At 64.6% G+C, this 17,608-nt stretch carries 14 protein-coding genes; 10 read left to right on the top strand and 4 right to left on the bottom strand.

The window, feature by feature from the left end; translation table 11 throughout:
- From B5G03_RS10125 to B5G03_RS10110, 4 genes are all read right to left on the bottom strand, one after another.
- Positions 1–1,176: a hypothetical protein gene (locus B5G03_RS10125; RefSeq protein WP_140401676.1), complete on the bottom strand. Its 1,176-nt coding sequence runs from the start codon at positions 1,174–1,176 to the stop codon at positions 1–3.
- A 12-nt stretch (positions 1,177–1,188) separates the two neighbouring features.
- A complete protein-coding gene (locus B5G03_RS10120; protein ID WP_087181584.1) occupies positions 1,189–3,174 on the bottom strand; it encodes a hypothetical protein in 1,986 nt (661 codons plus the stop codon).
- A gap of 2 nt (positions 3,175–3,176) precedes the next feature.
- Positions 3,177–4,307, bottom strand: a complete 1,131-nt coding sequence (gene rffA, locus B5G03_RS10115) for a dTDP-4-amino-4,6-dideoxygalactose transaminase (protein WP_087181583.1) — start codon at positions 4,305–4,307, stop codon at positions 3,177–3,179.
- Positions 4,308–4,447: 140 nt separating this feature from the next.
- Positions 4,448–6,157 (bottom strand): hypothetical protein, encoded by a 1,710-nt coding sequence (locus B5G03_RS10110; RefSeq protein ID WP_087181582.1) that lies wholly within the window; start codon positions 6,155–6,157, stop codon positions 4,448–4,450.
- A gap of 178 nt (positions 6,158–6,335) precedes the next feature.
- Here B5G03_RS10110 and B5G03_RS10105 point away from each other — a divergent pair, with 178 nt between their 5' ends.
- The 10 genes from B5G03_RS10105 (at position 6,336) to B5G03_RS10060 (ending at position 17,604) form a co-directional block, all read left to right on the top strand.
- Complete coding sequence (locus B5G03_RS10105; protein WP_058963256.1) at positions 6,336–6,581, top strand: IreB family regulatory phosphoprotein; 246 nt, start codon at positions 6,336–6,338, stop codon at positions 6,579–6,581.
- 151 nt (positions 6,582–6,732) lie between these two features.
- Positions 6,733–7,851 (top strand): glycosyltransferase family 1 protein, encoded by a 1,119-nt coding sequence (locus B5G03_RS10100; RefSeq protein WP_087181581.1) that lies wholly within the window; start codon positions 6,733–6,735, stop codon positions 7,849–7,851.
- A 19-nt stretch (positions 7,852–7,870) separates the two neighbouring features.
- Positions 7,871–8,851: a glycosyltransferase family 2 protein gene (locus B5G03_RS10095; RefSeq protein WP_162613385.1), complete on the top strand. Its 981-nt coding sequence runs from the start codon at positions 7,871–7,873 to the stop codon at positions 8,849–8,851.
- Positions 8,852–8,875: 24 nt separating this feature from the next.
- Positions 8,876–10,111 carry a glycosyltransferase gene (locus tag B5G03_RS10090; protein WP_087181579.1) on the top strand — a complete coding sequence of 412 codons (1,236 nt, stop codon included), beginning with the start codon at positions 8,876–8,878 and terminating at the stop codon, positions 10,109–10,111.
- Between the two features lie 3 nt (positions 10,112–10,114).
- Positions 10,115–11,380, top strand: a complete 1,266-nt coding sequence (locus B5G03_RS10085; RefSeq protein WP_087181578.1) for a glycosyltransferase family 4 protein — start codon at positions 10,115–10,117, stop codon at positions 11,378–11,380.
- Positions 11,377–12,327 (top strand): glycosyltransferase, encoded by a 951-nt coding sequence (locus B5G03_RS10080; protein ID WP_087181577.1) that lies wholly within the window; start codon positions 11,377–11,379, stop codon positions 12,325–12,327. Before B5G03_RS10085 ends, B5G03_RS10080 begins: the two co-directional genes overlap by 4 nt.
- Positions 12,324–13,337 carry a glycosyltransferase family 2 protein gene (locus tag B5G03_RS10075; protein WP_087181576.1) on the top strand — a complete coding sequence of 338 codons (1,014 nt, stop codon included), beginning with the start codon at positions 12,324–12,326 and terminating at the stop codon, positions 13,335–13,337. The genes B5G03_RS10080 and B5G03_RS10075 overlap by 4 nt, the downstream gene beginning before the upstream one ends.
- Positions 13,338–13,367: 30 nt before the next feature.
- The gene (locus B5G03_RS10070; RefSeq protein WP_087181575.1) at positions 13,368–14,369 is read left to right on the top strand and encodes a glycosyltransferase family 2 protein; all 1,002 of its coding nucleotides are present in this window, start codon (positions 13,368–13,370) and stop codon (positions 14,367–14,369) included.
- 28 nt (positions 14,370–14,397) lie between these two features.
- Positions 14,398–15,405, top strand: a complete 1,008-nt coding sequence (locus tag B5G03_RS10065; RefSeq protein WP_087181574.1) for a glycosyltransferase family 2 protein — start codon at positions 14,398–14,400, stop codon at positions 15,403–15,405.
- Between the two features lie 3 nt (positions 15,406–15,408).
- Entirely contained in the window at positions 15,409–17,604 is a 2,196-nt protein-coding gene (locus tag B5G03_RS10060) for a glycosyltransferase (protein WP_087181573.1), read from the top strand.
- Positions 17,605–17,608: the final 4 nt, after the last annotated feature.

The following is a 17,608-nucleotide window of genomic DNA, read 5'->3' as shown; positions in this document are numbered from 1 at the left end:
TTACAGATAGAATGTGCCGTTTTTGATAAACAGGAGCATATATTCCAGCCCGCACGCGCTCTGCCAGGCAAGCAGCAGCCAGCACAGGCAGATCAGCCCCTTGCGCAGCGGCGTCTGCTCCTTCCAGCGGCCGGTCTGCTGCCACAGGCGAACCGCGCTGGCCAAAAACAGCAAAAACAGGCTGACGCTGGTGCCCCAGGTCCAGTTGCCGTCCGAGGCGCGGGGACCGGTCTCCACTAGAAAGATGTGCTGCAGGTAGGCAAAGCCGGTCATGCCCCAGCCCATGCAGAGCATGCGGTCACGCAGCAGCGAGCCCGCGCACAGCACAGCCACCGCCAATACGAACGCGGCCGACTGCAAAATGGACGCGATGGGATGCTGGGTGCGCTGCAGCAGGTTCGCCCCCAGCGAAAAGGCCAGGCCGCTCTCCTCATGCTGCTGCGGACCGCCCGCGAACAGCACCAGATACTGGGAAAGCACCACCGCCAGCGCCGGGAACACCGAGCAGCCGAGCCACACATAGCGGCCGAACCGCTGGCAGCGTCCCCGCACAAAATCCCACAGCATGAGCACCGCCATGGCCGGGGCAAAGCAGAACAGCAGGCTGGGCTTGACGCCGGTGGCAAGCGCCAGCAGCACCATGAAGGCCAGCCAGTCCCGCCAGTGCAGCCCCTCGTCGAACTGCCGCACCATGCGCAGATACAGCGCCAGCACGAACACGCCCAGCAGCTTGATTCCGATGAGGGTGGGGTTATGCCACACCCCGAAGGCCTGCACCCCCAGGGTGCGGTAATCGTTCAAAAAGGGCAGATAGACCGGGTCCGCGCAGAAGCAGCACCAGCCCAGCAGCCCGCTGGCAAAAATGCCGGTGCCCGCGTACCGGTGCAGGAACCAGCCGGAGGCGGCGATGCCGCCCAGGCACATGAGCAGCACGAACAGCACCATGCTGTCGTAGCTGCCGGTGAGGGCCCACAGCCCCTGGTACACCGGGTTCAGGGCGCTGTAGCCGGTCTGGGTGGGGTCCAGCGCCGTTTGGATGTGCACCAGAAAATCCCCCGCGTAGGGGTTTGCGATCTGGATCTGCAGAATGCGCCACAAAAGCCCTGCCGTAACGGCATACAGCACCAGCACACCCGCCCACTGCAGGGCGGCGGCCTTGTTCAAACGTTCTCTCATAGTTTCCTCCGCTCAGCGTTGGCCCAGCGGCACCTCGCCGCTTCTCAGCCATCCGTTTTCGGTCTGCACCAGCAGGGCGGCGCTTTCCAGCTGCTCGGGCTGCGCCCAATCCAGATAGAACACCGCCTGCCAGCCGCCTTCCTCGGTTTGGTACAGGCACACCCGCCGGGTCTCGCCCTGGCTGTTCAGCTCCAGCCAGGCCCGCCGGGGCGCTTCGCCCTGCGGCAGCTCCGCCCGGAGCCGGTACCAGCCGGGGCCCCGCTCCGCTTCTTCCAGTCCGCTCAGGCTCCACTGGGCCTCCAGTGGGCCGGCGCTCCCCTCATAGGGCAGCACCGCCTGCCACAGCAAAAACGAGCCCACCTGCCGCCCGGCGCTGAGCGCCGCCTCGGGGTAGTGATGCTCCTGTACATAGCGAAGCTTTTTCTCCGGGCTGGTCTCGTCGAAGAGGTAGATCGCGTCCTGCTCGGCCCAGTTTTTCAGCGGCAGGGTGAGGCCCATCTGTTCCAGATTCTGCCGGTACAGCCCGCTGCCGCTGGTCCAGCCGCCCAGGCTCACCAAATTCCGGTAGTGGTCCTGCCAGGGCAGCACCCGGGCATCGTACACGCCGGTCAGATAGCTGGCGTCCTCGGTGTTCAGCAGGAAAATATCGTCCGGGCTTGTCTCCATGTGGTCCACCAGCTGGTTGCCGGTGGCGCCCGCCTGGCTGGGACGCGGGGCGGGCAGCTGGAACTGCTGGCCCATGCGCACCAGAAGCAGCAGGGCAAAGCATGCCCCCGCCAGCGCGCCGGGCACAAGCCAGCGCCGGGTGCAAAAACGCCTGGCGCCGCTGAGCGCCAGCACAAACACGCACACCGCGTAGAAGTTCACACTGTCCTCCACGCGGGTGGGCAGGCGGCCCGTCCACAAAAAGAAGGTGTTGATCACCAACGCTCCACCGCCCGCCAAAAGCGCGGCCAGCCGGTCCCGCCCGGAGCAGCACACCACCGCTGCGGCCAGCAGCAGCCAGAAGGCGGTGCTGGGCTTATTGCCCAGCGCGCCCTGCATAAAATGGTCCGCTGCCTGGGCCAGGTCCGGCACAAAGGCCGTCTGTCCCCGCAGCTCGCCCACCTGTTCCAGCCTTTCGGTGGTGAAATAGTCGCTGTCGCAGCTTACCCAGCTGAGCAGCAGCTCGTAGTCGTTTTCGCTCACGCCCATGGCGCTCAGCTGACCGGCGGCCTCTTCCCATTCGGGCATGGGATAATCCGACAGCACCGACCGGGCGTTGTTGAAGGCCCGGTAATCCCGCCATTGGCTGCTGCTCTGCCAGGCCAGCTCATTGACGCCCACCGCAGCAGCAAACAGCACCGCCATACCGCACACCGCGGCCGCGGCCCGCCGGGCCCGCTGTTTGAGCCCCGGCTCCGAGGCCAGCACCGCCCACAGCAGAGCCAGCGCCCCGAAGGGCAGACCCAGCAGTGCGGCGTTCTGGCGCAGGCACAGCCCTGCCAGAAAAAACGCCAGCCCGGCAGCCAGCGCCCGGCGGCCCATCCAGCCCCGGGCATAGAAGGCAAGCAAAACAAAGCCCGCAGCGGCAAACAGCCCTGCGCTGCGGGAAAAATTGGTCTCTGACACAAAGCCCGGCCAGAAGGCGAGCAGGATCACCCCGTCCGCCGCGCAGGCCACCGGCGCCGCCAGGCGGCTCCACAGCCCGTAACGGACAAACCCCACCGCCAGCACGCTCAGCACCAGCACGGTCAGGGTATACCAGTCCGGACCGGGCAGCAGCCGCCCAAGCAGCGCCACCGGCGCGCTGAACAGTACATTCAAAAAGGGGCACAGCCAGGTGGGACCGTACAGCCCCGCCAGCACCTGGGCGATGGTCCAGTCATCGTCCGGGAAGGCATGGGGCCGCGAAAAGATGGCCGCCACCGCCAGAACGGCAGTGGTGGCCATCACAAACACCCAGCGGCCGGTGCGCCCGCTCAACCGGGGGCGCGCCTTTTGCTCAAGCAGCGGCATCGTTACACCTCAAAAAACGCCTTCACGGCCTGGATCACCTGCTGCCGGTCCTGAGCGGTGAGGCCGTAGTACAGCGGCAGACGGACCAGCCGGTCGCTTTCTTTGGTGGTGTACACATCCTCACCGCTGAACCGGCCGTACCGCAGGCCGGCGGGAGCGCTGTGCAGCGGGATATAATGGAACACGGCCAGAACGCCGCTGTCCTTCAGATGCTGGATAAAGGCGGTGCGTTCCTCCAGGTCCCGGCACTTCACCCAGAACATGTGGGCGTTGTGCACGCAGCCCTCCGGGATGGCGGGCAGCTCCAGCTTGCCGGCCTGCTCCAGCGGGCGCAGCGCCTGGTAATAATCGTTCCAGCTGGCCAGACGGTCGTTGTTGATCTGGTCCGCGGCCTGCAGCTGGCCCCACAGATAAGCGGCGTTCATCTCGCTGGGCAGGTAGCTGGAACCGTAGTCCACCCAGGTGTACTTGTCCACCTGGCCCCGGAAGAACTTGGCCCGGTTGGTGCCCTTCTCCCGCAGGATCTCCGCCCGCTCGTTGTATTCCGGGTCCCGGATGAGCAGCGCGCCGCCCTCGCCCATGGAGTAGTTCTTGGTCTCGTGGAAGGAGAAGCAGCCGAAATCACCAATGGTGCCCAGCGCCTTGCCCTTGTAGGTGCTCATCACGCCCTGGGCGGCGTCCTCCACCACCTTCAGGCCGTGGCGGGCGGCAATCTCCATGATGGTGTCCATCTCACAGGCAACGCCCGCGTAATGCATGGCGCAGATGACCTTGGTCTTGTCGGTGATGGCCGCCTCGATCTTGGTCTCGTCGATGTTCATGGTGTCGGGCCGGACGTCCACGAACACCAGCTTGGCCCCCGCCAGCACAAAGGCGGTGGCGGTGGACGAGAAGGTGAAGCTGGGCAGGATCACCTCGTCGCCGGGCTGCAAATCGCACAGCAGCGCCGCCATCTCCAGCGCGGTGGTGCCGCTGGTGGTCAGCAGCACCTTCTGGCTGCCGAACCGCTCGCTCAGCCACTGGTTGCACTGCTTGGTAAAGGCGCCGTCGCCGCAGATCTTGTGATTCTCCACCGCCTGCTTCACATAGTCCAGCTCGGTGCCCACATAGGGTGGGATGTTGAACGAAATCATTCTTGTATTCCTCCGCCTTTCGGCTTTATTCTGCCCGGAACACTCGCTCCGCGCAGGCTTGCTTTCCTTATAAAACGATGCATTGGCGCATGATACAACAGAATTATAGCATTGCAATGTTCATTTTTCAACAAAACCCGTCATTCTGCGCGAAGATAAAAGGTCCCTGTCCGGCCGGGCTGCGGGCGGTAGTCCTCCAGCAGACGGTCCCGAATCCAGCCCTCCTCCAGGCACTCGGCCAGCGGCTGCTCCAGATTGTAATTGGCGCGTCCGTCCGGCAGCGGTCCCGCCAGATACACCACCTGGGGCAGCTGCCGCCCCGGCTGCTCGTAGTACCACTGGATCATGGGGTCCGCCGCGCTGTGAATCCAGTAGTCCGGCGTGTTGGGCAGGCTATCGCAGGCCATGTAGGCCCAGGGCAGCACGTTCATCACAAACAGGCTGTCCCCCGGCTGCACCTGCCCGCGCAGATCCTCGCAGGTCTGGTTGTAATAGCTCACGGTGTCGGCGGTGTCCCACATTCCGGCGCTGGGGCCGCTTTCGATGCGGACCCGGCAGGCGAACAGGTCGCCCGCGTAGTCGGTGAAAAAGCGGATGCCCGCCAGCTGTACCAGCACCAGCGCAGCCAACAGGGCCGATGCGCCCGCCCACCGGCGCAGGCAGGCGCCGCTGTGGCGGCAAACCTCCTCTTCCAGCCAGAGCAAGGCCGCCAGATCACACAGCAGAAAGCCGTAGCTGGCATTCACCAGGCCCACGTCGGTGCCCAGGGCAATGCCGCCGCTGTAAAGAACGCCCGCCACCCAGAGCAGCAGCCCTGCGGCGGGCTTTTTGGGCTGCACCGCCAGAAACAGCGCAGGGCCCAGCAGGGCCAGCGGCACCAGCTTGAAGTTGATCCAGAACAGGCCGCCCGGCCGCATCACCAGGCCCCAGACCGCCACCAGGGCAAAGCCCGCCCAGAACACCGGCCGCAGCCGGGCCGCGCCGGGCAGAAAGCGCAGCGCAGCGGCCAGCAGGGTGACCAGCACCACCGCCGCCAGATAGGCAAGGCCGAACCACCAGACAAAATCGCTCAGGTACTGCCGGGCGCTGGCCAAAAGGCCGCCGGAGCCCTGATGGGCCACGTCCTTCGCGAAGAGGTTGGGCAGCGCTTCGATCAATCCGGCCGGGCCCAGTCGGGCCGTGAGCCAGCCCAGCACCACCGCCGCGGGCACGGCACCGCCGACGCACAGACCGCCCAGAGCCAGCAGGCGGCGGGAGCGTTCGGCCCGCCAGACCATCACCAGGGCCACCGGCGCGGTGACCACCAGCGGCGGATAGGCCGCGGCGGCCAGCGCAAAGCAGACCCCCGCCCCAAAGGCCCGCCAGAATCCGGGACGGCGGGCAAGCGGCTCGGCGCAGGCGAAGAACAGCAGAATGAAAAACAGCCCCATGCTGTTGTAGGACAGGGCCGTCAGATTCAGCGGAATGAACAGCTGGCACAGCAGGCCCCCGGCCAGCGCCGCCCATTCTCCGGTGATCTGCCGCAGCCAGCGCCACACGGCCAGCGCCGCGCCGGTCTGCAGCAGCACTGCCGCCACCCGGCTTGCCAGATACACACCGTCCAGCCCGCCGGTGACGAGCCGGTACAGCCACATCAACGGCAGCAACAGGATATTGCTGATCTGGGTCAGGGCGCTGATGTCCGCCAGAGGGCGCACGCCCATCAGCATGGCATAGGTCTTGGCCAGGTAGTAGCTTTCGTCCGGCCCGTTCATGCACCACTGGGCGCGGAAGATCAGCGCCGCGGCCAGCGCCACAAACAGCCCCCATGCAAGGGCGGGGCGCAGCGCCTGTCTGCTTTTGTATTCCATAATATTTGATCGCTCCGTTTTTTGGGATGATTTGTCGTTTTTATGATAGCATATCTGCCCTTTTTTTCAACGTCCCGGCGTATATTTTTGCACTTTTGCCCCAGTCAGCCTTGCATTCCGCGGCCAAATGGGGTATACTGTATCTAAATTGATTCTGCTGCAAAAGGGGGGCCGTTTTATGTCTGATCCTACCGCTGTATTCTCCATTTATGATGATCGTGACCGGGAGATCCGTGCCGTTGTGCAGGAGGTCTACGACGCACTGAAGGAAAAGGGGTACAACCCCATCAACCAGCTGGTGGGCTACATCCTGTCGGAGGACCCCACCTACATCACCACCTATAAAAACGCCCGCTCGCTGATCCGCCGCGTGGACCGCGACGATCTGCTGCAGGCGCTGGTTCGTAACTACGTCAATCCCTGATCCTTCAAACCGGTCCCGTGCGCCGCATGGGGCCGGTTTTCCTTTGTGCCCGGGCTTTGCAAAGCCCGGGCTTTTTGTTATACTATAGACTGTATTATTGCGGGTGAAAACAAGCACAGGCTTTTCGCCCGCACAAAGCGAGGTGCTTTTTATGGCGGCTGTGCGTGTGCTCCACTGCGTGGCGGGGCTGGCCCACGGCGGGTACGAAAGCCTGATCATGAACCTGTACCGCTGCATCGACCGAGATGCGGTGCAGTTTGATTTTGTCAGCTCCTTTCCCGGCATATACGAAAGCGAGATCGAAGCGCTGGGCGGCGTGATCCACCGCATCCCCTTCATCACCCAGAAGGGTCCCTTCGTCTATACCCATGCGCTGGACCGGGTGCTGACCGAAAGCCCTCGCTACCCCATCGTACATTCCCACATGGATAAATTCAGCGGCCTTGTGATGCGTCAGGCCAAAAAGGCCGGTATCCCGGCGCGCATCGCCCACAGCCACAACACCCAGAACGAGGGCGGTCTGGCCTTCCAGGTGGTGAAGGACTACTACGGCAAAATGGTGCTGCCCAACGCCACCCATCTGTTCGCCTGCTCCAAGGCGGCGGCGGACTGGATGTACGGCCCCGAGGCGGCCCGGGCTCACATTCTGCTCAACGGCATCGATCCGGAGCGCTTTGCGGTGAGCGAGGTGGCCCGCGCCAGTGTGCGGGAGGAGTTCGGCCTTTCGGACGAATGCCTGGTGTTCGGCCATGTGGGCCGGTTCACCCCTCAAAAAAACCACGACCGCATTCTGGATATCTTTTCGGTACTTCACAAAAAAGCGCCGGACAGCGCCCTGCTGCTGGCAGGCACCGGCCCTTTGCTGGACGAGATGCGCCAGAAGGCCGCCCGGCTGGGTCTTTCCGGCTGCGTGCATTTTCTGGGCAGCCGGGAGGACGTTCCCCGGCTTTTGCAGGGCATGGACGGCTTTTTGTTCCCCTCGCTGCACGAGGGGCTGCCGGTGACCCTGATCGAGGCCCAGGCCTCCGGCCTGCCCATCACTGCCGCCTCCACCATCACCCGTGAGGTGTGCGTGACGCCGCTGGTGCGCCAGCTTTCGCTGGACGAAGCTGACGAGCGCTGGGCGGACACCGCCCTGGGCCAGGCCGTGCAGAACCGGCCGGTGCGCACTTCTCCCCGGGCACAGATCGCCGCGGCGGGGTACGACATTCGTCAGACCGCCGACTGGCTGACCAATTTTTATCTGGGCCTGGCCCATTCCAATGACTGAATCCCAGGAGGATGCTTTTATGAACCAAACGCCCCTTGTCTCGGTGGTGGTGCTGGTGTACAACACCGGCGATTACCTGCCCCCCTGCCTGGAGAGCATCGCCGCCCAGACCTACCACAACCTGGAGGTGCTGATGATCGACAACGGCAGCCAGGACGGCTCCGGCCTGGTGTGCGACGAATTTGCCGCCAAGGACAGCCGCTTTCGCACCATCCACCAGGAAAACCTGGGCATCATCGGCGGCCGGGGCACCGGCGTGACCCACAGCCGGGGCGAATACCTGGCCTTCGTGGACGGCGACGACCTTTTGCACCCGGCGATGATCCAGCTGCTGCTGGACGAGTGCCTGAAAACCGACCTGCCGGTGAGCTGCTGCCGGTTCATCCCCTTTTTCGGTTCGCCGCCGGAGCCCGGCAAATGCCCGGACGACTGCCTCACCTTCGAGAGCCCGGCCCATCTGGACGCCCTGATGCACGACAAGCGGGTGGAATACAGCCTGTGCAACAAGCTCTACGCCCGCCATCTGTTCGACAACATCCCCTTCTATTCCCCGGTGGTCTACAACGAGGACCTGTATCTGAACTGGAACATTTTGCAGCACGCCCGGGGCATGGCCTTTGCGGATTTCATCGGCTACTACTACCGCCAGCATGCGGCCTCCACCACCCACCGGCCCTTAAAGGACCGGGTGCTCACCGACCAGATCTACGTGGCCCGCACCATTCTGGATACCGCCCGGGGCGGTCCGCTGGAGGTTTCGGCCGAGGCGTTCTATTACGAGAAGCTGCTCTATCTGAACAGCATGATTCTGCGCCAGGCAAACGCGAAGGATTTTGCCGCCGAGCACCGCTCGCTGAAAAAGGAGATCCGGGCAGGCCTTGGCAAGGCGCTGAAAAACCCGCATCTTCCCCGCTCCATGAAGCTGGCCGCCCTGCTCTCCTGCTGGGGCGGCGTATTCTACGCCGGGCTGTGCCGGCTGATGCTCACCGACCGGCGCTGACCGGCCGCGTTCTGAGGTTTTTGCATGAAACTGCTTTGCATTCTGGACAGTGTGGAATTCCCTCTCGCCCCCACCCCGGCCATCGCCCGGCGGGCGGCGGCGCTGCTGGCGCAGCAGGGGCACACGGTCCATTTTCTGGAACTGTATGACGGCGAGACCGTCCCTCCCGAGCTGCCCGGCTGCGGCCGGACCCTAGTGCCCTTCGCGGACGAGCGGGTGATGAACCGGATGCTGGAATTCGGCAATTCGGGCGGCACTCCGGTGCCGCTGCGGCTGTTAAAGCTCTGCGGCCACCCGGCGGCGGCGCTGGCCGCGGTGCGGCAGATCGCCCTGAAAAAACCCCGGCGCATCACTGCGGCGAAAAAGGCCATCGAGGCGCTGGACCGCCGGTATCACTTTGACGCGGCGGTGGCGGTGGCCGCCCCCTACGCGGGCAGCTTCGCGCTGGCCGCTGCCGGTTTCGGCGGCAAAAAGGCCAGCTGGCAGATGGACCCCTACGCGGCCAACCGCAGCTACTCAGCCCCCGGTGCGTTCCAGCGGGAGAAGGAGCTGCTGGACGCGCTGGACGCGGTGTTCATCGCCCCGGCCATGACCCGGTATTACGCCCCCGGCGCGCCGCTGGAGGATTATGCGGCCAAGGCCCATGTGCTGGACTTTCCCAGCCTGGTACCCCCGCCTCCTGCGCCTCAGGTTCAGAAGGAAAACGGGCGGCTGCGCTGCGTGTTCGTGGGCAGCCTGTACCCCACCCTGCGCACTCCCCACTACGCGCTGGAGCTGTTCTACGCTCTGAACGACCCGAATCTGGAGCTGGTGTTTGTGGGCGGCGGCTGGGAAAACTACCCCGCCGGGCTGCTGGAACCCTACCGGAAAATTCTGGGCGACCGGCTGACCGTCACCGGCCCGCTGCCCGCTGCCAGAGCGGCGGAGGAGGTTGCCAAGGCGGACGTGCTGCTGAGCCTTGGCAACGGGGTGGACAACCAGGTGCCCAGCAAGATCTTTGAATATTTCGCGGCGGGCAGGCCGGTGCTGCATCTGGCCAAGCTGGAAAACGACCCCTGCCGCCCCTACTTTGACCGCTGGCCCCTGGCCCTGACCCTGCTGGAATCCGAGGGCACCGGGCCGGAGGTTCTTGCCCGGCTTTCGGCATTTCTGGCCGAAAAGGGGCGCAGCCGCCTGCCCTTTGAGGAAGCGGCGCGGCTTTTTGAATCCAACACGCCCCAGGCGGCGGCCCGTTGCCTGGAGGAAACCCTTGGAGGCTGAACCATGACGGTATTCTGGCTTTTGAATTTTCTGCCCCCGCCCATGGCCCGGGCACTGGACCTGCCGGTGCAGGCCAGCGGCAGCTGGGTGATGGCTCTGCAGCAGGCACTGGAGGGTCAGCCGGTGCGGCTGATTCTGTGCGCCTACAGCCCGGCGGTGAGCGAGACCCAGCGCCGGGAGATCGGCGGGGCGGTGTATCTGGCGCTGCCCGCTGCGGGCGGCAAGGATGCCCTGCAGGCGGCGCTGGTCGCCGAACAGCCGGACCTCGTGCAGATCTTCGGCACCGAGAACGACCACGCAGTGTGGGCGCTGGAAAGCTTTGCGCCCCAGAAGACACTGCTTTATATCCAGGGTCTGGCCGGGCCCTGCGGCGAGCACATGGCCGACGGCCTGCCACCTCGCTTTCTGCGCCGCCAGCGGCTCAAGGAGCGCCTGGCCGCCAAAACCGGCGGCGCCACCGTGCGCCAGCTGCGCGAGGGTCTTCTGGAAAAGGGCGAAGCGGAGAAAAAGGCATTTCTTTTGGCCCAGAACCTGCTGGGCCGCACCGAATGGGACAAGGCCTTTGCCGCCTCGGTGAACCCTTCTGCCCGGTACTACCGGCTGAACGAGATTCTCCGCCCGGCCTTTTATCAGGGCGGCTGGCAGCGGGACGTACTGCGCCGCCCCCGCATCTTTGTGAGCCAGGGCAACATCCCCCTGAAGGGGCTGCACCGGGTGATCGAGGCGCTGCCCGCCATCGCCGCCCGCTACCCGGACGTGCAGGTGGACGTGGCGGGCTGGCCCCCGCCCCAGAAGGGCGCGCTGCTGCGTCCGGTGATGAACTGGCTTGCAGAGTATTCCGGTTATCTGGATTCTCTGGCCCGCCGCCTGGGCGTGGCCGACCGCATCCGCTACACCGGTGTGCTGAGCGCCGACGCTATGAAGACCTGCTTTTTGCAGAGCAGCGTCTTTCTGATGCCCAGCAGCGTGGAGAACAGCCCCAACTCGCTGGGTGAGGCCATGCTTCTGGGCATGCCCTGCGCCGCCGCGAATGTGGGCGGCATCCCCAGCATGCTGGAGAGCGGCAAAGAAGGCCTGCTCTTCGACCCCGCCCAGCCCGGCCAGCTGGCCGAAACGGTGCTGGCCCTGCTGGACGACCCCATTGCCGCCGAGACCATGGGCAAGGCCGCCCGGGCCCGGGCACTGGCGGACCATGACCCCAAGGCCATTGCCGCCGCGCAAATGGCCCTTTACAACCAGCTTTTCGAAGCAAAGGAGGTCAGACCGTGAACCAGCCCTTGGTGACGGTACTCATCACCACCTACAATCAGGAATGCTACATCGGCACGGCCATCGACAGTGTGCTGGCCCAGAAGACCGATTTTCCCTTTGAAATTTACATCTCCGAGGACTGCGGCTCGGACGGCACCCGCGCCATTCTGCAGGATTATGCCGCCCGCTTCCCCGAGATCATCCGCCTGAACCTGCGCGAAAAGAACGTGGGCATCAGCCGAAACTGGTACGAGGGCCTGTGCGCTGCCAAGGGCCAGTACGTCTGCACCCTGGAGGGCGACGACTGGTGGCGGGATGACCACAAGTTGCAAAAGCAGGTGGATTTCCTGCGCGCTCACCCGGACTATCTGGCGGTGAGCCACACCCTGCTGCTCACCGACGACGCGGGCAACACCTACGGCACCCTGCCGGATGATGGGCGCATTCTGGGCAAGGACGCCACAATGGAGCTGTTTCTGGCCGGCGTGACCTATTCCTGCACCGCCTGCCTTGTGAAAAACATCTTTGACCCGGCAGACAAGGCCCTCTACGACTACGTGACCGCCAACCGGAGTATTGCGGACTTCGCGCTGTGCATGCTGTATCTGGACCGCGGCAAGGTATTCGTGATGGACGAGGCCCTTTCCGCCTACCGGGTGGCAGGCACCGACGAAAACCACCAGAACTACAACGGCACCCAGAGCGCGCTGAAAAAATACGCGGATTTTCTGGACGTGGTGAACGCCAGCCGCCGCTACTGGCAGGGCAAGTACCCCTTTGCCAAATGCCTGTGCGCAGGCAGCTTTTACCCCTTCATTGACCGAATCAAGTACGGCGATCTGTGGCCCTTTGTGCGGCTGATGGGCAGAATGTCCCTCTCTGCAAAAGTGCTGTTCCCCTTTTACTTCATCGGCCGGTGCTTTGCTCTGGCCGTCCACAAATTCACGGGAGGGAGAAAAGCATGAACCAGCCTTCCATCAGCGTGGTCGTGCCGGTCTACAAGGCCGAGGCCACCCTGGAAAAATGCGCGCGGAGCATCCTCTCCCAGGCGCCCGCCGATCTGGAGCTGATTCTGGTGGACGACGGCAGCCCGGACGGCTCCGGTGCGCTGTGCGACCGGCTTGCCGCACAGGACAGCCGGGTGCGGGTGATCCACCAGAAAAATTCCGGGGCCAGCGCCGCCCGCAACGCGGGTCTGGACGCCGCCGCCGGGCGGTATCTGCAATTTGTGGACGCGGACGACTGGGTACTGCCCGGTCTGTACGAAACTGCGCTGCCCATTCTGGAAAAGGGCGCGGACGTGCTGTTTTTCGGGGTGGAGAACATCGGCTACACCCCGGAGCCGCCCCTGCCGGACGCGGCCTACCAGAACCTTGGCCAGCTGGCGGACCAGTTCGAACGGTATCTGGTGACCACCGGCCAGTTCGCGGCCCCCTACAACAAAATCTACAAGGCCCAGGTGATCGGGCCGGTGCGCTTTGACCCGGCTCTCAAGATCAACGAGGACCTTTTGTTCAACCTGCTGGCCCTGCGGCGCTGCGGGCCGGTGCGGTTCATCCCCACCAACTTCTACGCCTGTGACCACACCGGCGAGGGCTCGCTCTCCCGGTCGCTGCGGGCGGACCTGCTGGACGCCGAGCAGGCTACCCGGGCGGCGCTGCTCGAATTTGCGGCCCATTACGGGCTGGATGAGGCCGGCGCACAGGCTCTGGCCGCTGCCCGGCAGGGCAACGTGGCAGTGGCCCAGATGTCGGTGCTGATGAGCCGGAAGGGTCCCCTTTCCCTGCGGGGCTACCGGAAGGTCTTTGCCCGGATGCTGGCCCTGCCCGCTGCCCGCAATGCGCTGGCCGTCTGGCTGGCGGCGGACGAAAACCGGCTGATGGCCCTGCCCTACCGCATCTGTGTGGGGCTGCGGCTGGCCCTTCCCATGGCGTTTTGGTGCTGGCTGCGGTGCAGCACCAGCCATGCCCTATGATTCTTTTTTCCCAAGGAGGCAAACATATTTATGGCGGCTGTATTGAGCTGTATCATGCCCGTGTACAACGGGGAGGAATATCTTGAAAAAAGCGTGCAGAGCGTGCTGGACCAGAGCTTTGCCTGGTTCGAGCTGATTCTGGTGAACGACGGTTCCACCGACCGCACCGCCGATCTGTGCGCCGAGTTCGCCCGCAAGGACGAGCGGGTGCGGGTGCTGACCCAGCCCAACAAAGGCGCGGCGGCGGCCCGGAACGCGGGCATCCAGGCGGCCGAGGGCCGTTACATCACCTTTGTGGACGCGGACGACATGCTGCTGCCCAAGGCCTTTGAAAAGACCGTGCAGGCCATGGAGAACCGGGAGCTGGACCTGGTGAGCTTCAACTTCTCCTTCTGCAGCGACACCGGCTTCACCGAGGCGGTCTACCCGGCCTTTGCCGCCGCCTCGCTGGAGGAGTTCTGGCCCCACTTCATCGAATACTACCGGGCCAACCAGTTCTTTTCGCTGTGCAACAAGGTCTACCGCACCCAGCTCATCAAGGGGCTGGGCCTGAAGCTGGACGAGAGCCTTCGCACCGGCGAGGACATCCAGTTCAACTTCGCCTACTTTGCCAACCTGGGCAAGATGGAACACCTGGACGGCATCTACTACGAATACTGGCGGCATGCCCAGACCCTGACCCGCGCCGCCACGCTGGACAACATGGAGACCAGCCAGCGGGTGCTGCACGGGGTGCGGCGCTTTCTGGAGCAGTGCGGCCAGAGCGAACTGTATCCCCAGCTGGCCGCCGCTCAGCTGCCCTGGGACGCGGTGAACTTCTTCGACTTGCTTACCGACTCCTCCAAGCCCTATACGCTGGAGGAACGCAAGGCCGGGCTGGAAAAGCTGTTCGCCAATCCCATGTGGCACACCGCCCTGATGACCCGGCTGGAGGGCCGGGAGGGCCTTTACAACGGCTGGCTGCGCAAAGCTGCCGCCAAGAAAAACGCCGGGCGCGCCCTGCTGCCCCTGCGCCTGAAGGGCAAGCGCTGACCCGAACGATCAAAGAAGGAGGCATCCCATGCCCGCCATCAGCATCATCACCACCGTATACGACGCCAAGGACTATCTGCCCTTAACCGTACAGAGCATCCTGGCCCAAAGCTTTGCCGATTTTGAGCTGATCCTCGTAGAGGACGGCAGCCCCAACGGCTGCGGCGAGCTTTGCGACCAGCTGGCCAAGACCGACCCCCGCATCCGGGTGGTACACAAGAAAAACGGCGGTCCCGCATCCGCTGCCAACGCCGGGCTGGACGCCGCTACCGGCGATTACATCAGCTATGTGGATTCCGACGACCTGCTGCACCCGGATTTTCTGAAAACCCTGTACAGCACCGTGAAGGAAAGCGGCTGTCCGCTGGCGTCCTGCGGCGCGGTGTGCATCGACGAAAAGGGCAATTTTCTCGAGCGTGGCGTGACCCTGCCCGAGGAATTCCTGGGCCGCCACGACGCGCTGGAGCAGTTTCTGGACGTGTTCAAAAACGGCGGCATGTACTCCATGGTCACCTGGAACAAGCTGTACGACGCGCGGCTGTTTAAAAACGTGCGCCACGACGAGACCATGTTCTACGGCGACGACGCCAACATCATGGACAAGATCTACGACGGCAACGAGATCGTGCTCTCCAACGAGCCGCTCTACTACTACCGCACCCGCACCGGCAGCATGACCGCCCTGGCCTTCTCGGCCAAGCGGCTGGACGATCTGCGCCTGTACGGCGGCTGGGTGGACTTTTTCACCGGCAAGACCGGCTATGAGGATCTGGCCGCCTGGGCGGTGGCCCGCTACTGGCAGGTGTTCTACCTGTTCTACGTGCACGCCAACCTGGCGGGACCGCTGTCCGACCAGCTGAAATCGGGCTTTGCCCTGCACAAGAAAAAACTGAACAAGCTTTTGCCTCGCATCCTCTCAAACCCTCACGTGCCCGGGTTTGAAAAGCTGCGGGCGGTGCTGTTCTGTGTGAGCCCCGCGCTGTGCTACAAGCTGGCTGCTGCCCGGGGAAAAATGGACCGCAAAAAGGAGGCCTGAGCCATGCCCCGCATCAGCGTGATCGTTCCGGTTTATAAGGTGGAGCAGTTTCTGCCCGCCTGTGTGCAGAGCATTCTGGGCCAGACCTTTGCCGATTTTGAGCTGATTTTAGTGGACGACGGCAGCCCGGACGGCTGCGGCGCACTGTGCGACGCTTATGCCGAACAGGACAGCCGGGTGCGGGTGATCCACCAGAAAAACGGCGGGCTTTCCGCCGCCCGCAATTCCGGCATTGCCGCCGCGAAGGGCGAGCTTCTGGCCTTTGTGGATTCCGACGACCTGATCGCGCCGGATTATCTGGAGCAGCTTTACAACGCGCTGTGTTTCTCGGGGGCGGATATGGCGCTCTGCGCGGTGGAGGACGTGAACGAGGACGGCTCACCGCTGGAGCACCCCGAGATCACCGCCCCCGCCGCTGCCGGAAGCTTTTCCGGCAAAGCGCTGCTGGCGGAATTTTTCGGGCCCAACGCCACCTGCTACACGGTGGCCTGGAACAAGCTGTACAAACGCAGCCTGTGGGAGCAGCTGCGCTACCCGCAGGGACTCATCCACGAGGACGACGCGGTGGCCCATCGGCTGTTCGCCGCCTGTGAAACGGTTTCCTGCCTGGATGCTCCCCTTTACCGCTACCGGCTGCGCCAGGGCAGCATCTGCCGCAGCGGCATCAGCCCCGGCAGCTTCGACGGGGTGACCGCCCACGCCGACTGGTGCCGTTTTTTTCGGGACCAGGGCATGGACAAGGCCCTTCTGGACAAGGCGCTGGCCGCCTGTTTCCGTCGGTATCTGGCCCTTTGCGCCGGAGCGAAAAACGAGCTGACCTGGCCCATCGCTGCCCGCTGGCACGGCGTCCAGGCGGAGCTGCGCTGCCTTTTGCCCCTTGTGAAGCATTGCGGCGCGCTTTCGCTGACCGAAAAGCTCAGCTGCCTGCGCTGGTGCACCCGGCCGCTGCCCCTGCCCGGACACAGCGGAACGCCCCGGGCCGCCCTGCTTTTGCCGCCCGAGCTTCCGGTGCCCGCCGTGAAGGGCGGCGCGGTGGAGACCCTGGCCACCCACCTGATGGAGGAAAACCAGACCCAGCGGCAGCTGGAGCTGGCCCTTGTCTGCCGCCTGGACGAAGAGGCCGCGGCGGCTTCGGCCCGGTTTTCCCAGTCGCTGATCTTCTTCGTGCCCCCCGCCGGGCAGGCGCGTTTCCTTGTGCACCGGGTCCGTTACCGGCTGGCAAAGCTGGCCAAGCGGCCGGTGTACTGGCAGGAATACCAGCATTCCCCCCTGCCCTTTTTGAAGCGGCTGAGCGCCGATCTCTACTCGGTGGAAGGCGGCCAGCTGGACGCCTGGCAGCAGGCCGCCGCCTGCTTCGGCGCCGAAAAAATGGCGGCGCACCTGCATGGGGTGGCATACAGCAGCCCCGCGCTGGACGCTCAGTTCGGCCGGGTGCTGGCCATCAGCGACTATGTACGCAGGGCCTGGCTCTCCTCCAGCGCTCTGCCCGCTGACCGGGCGGTGCTGCTGCCCAACTGCGTGGACACCAGCCGCTTCTGCCCCATCCCTTCGTCGGAAAATGAGCGGGCACAGCTGCGCAGCCGCCTGGGCCTTACACAGGATGACTTTGTGGTGCTGTTCTGCGGCCGGGTGTGCGAGGAAAAGGGCATCCACCGGCTGGTGCAGGCCATGCGGCAGATTCAGGACCCCGCCGTGAAGCTGGCGGTCATCGGCTCGCCCTTCTTTGCCGGGCAGGCCGATTCCCCCTTCTTTGCCGAACTGCGGAAGCAGGCCGCGGCCCTGGGCGAGCGGATCGTCTTTACCGGCTTTGTGCCCAATGAAGAATTACCCGCTTATTACCGCATGGCAGACGCCGCCTGCTTCCCCGCGCTGTGGGAGGAGCCGGCAGGCATCACCGCCATCGAGGCCATGGCCTGCGGCTGCCCGGTGATCGCCACCGACAGCGGCGGCATGCCGGAATATCTGGAGGGCAGCGGCGCGGTGCTGCTGCGCCGGGATGAGATTTGGGACGGCGAATGCACCCCCATGCCCGGTGTGCCTGAGCTTTCCTGCCAGATCGCCGAAGCCATCCTTGCTCTGAAAGACCAGCCCGCCCGCCGGGCCGAAATGGCCGCGGCCGGTGTGCGCCGGGCGCAGGATTTTTCCCGCCAGAGCTACTACCGGACCTTCGCCGGTTTCGTCCGCCGGATGCGCCGCTGAACAG

Source organism: Gemmiger sp. An50, assembly GCF_002161595.1.
Classification (GTDB): Bacteria; Bacillota; Clostridia; order Oscillospirales; family Ruminococcaceae; genus Allofournierella.
Note: the sequence above shows the minus strand (reverse complement) of the source record. Positions and strands in the feature narration are given on the sequence as shown.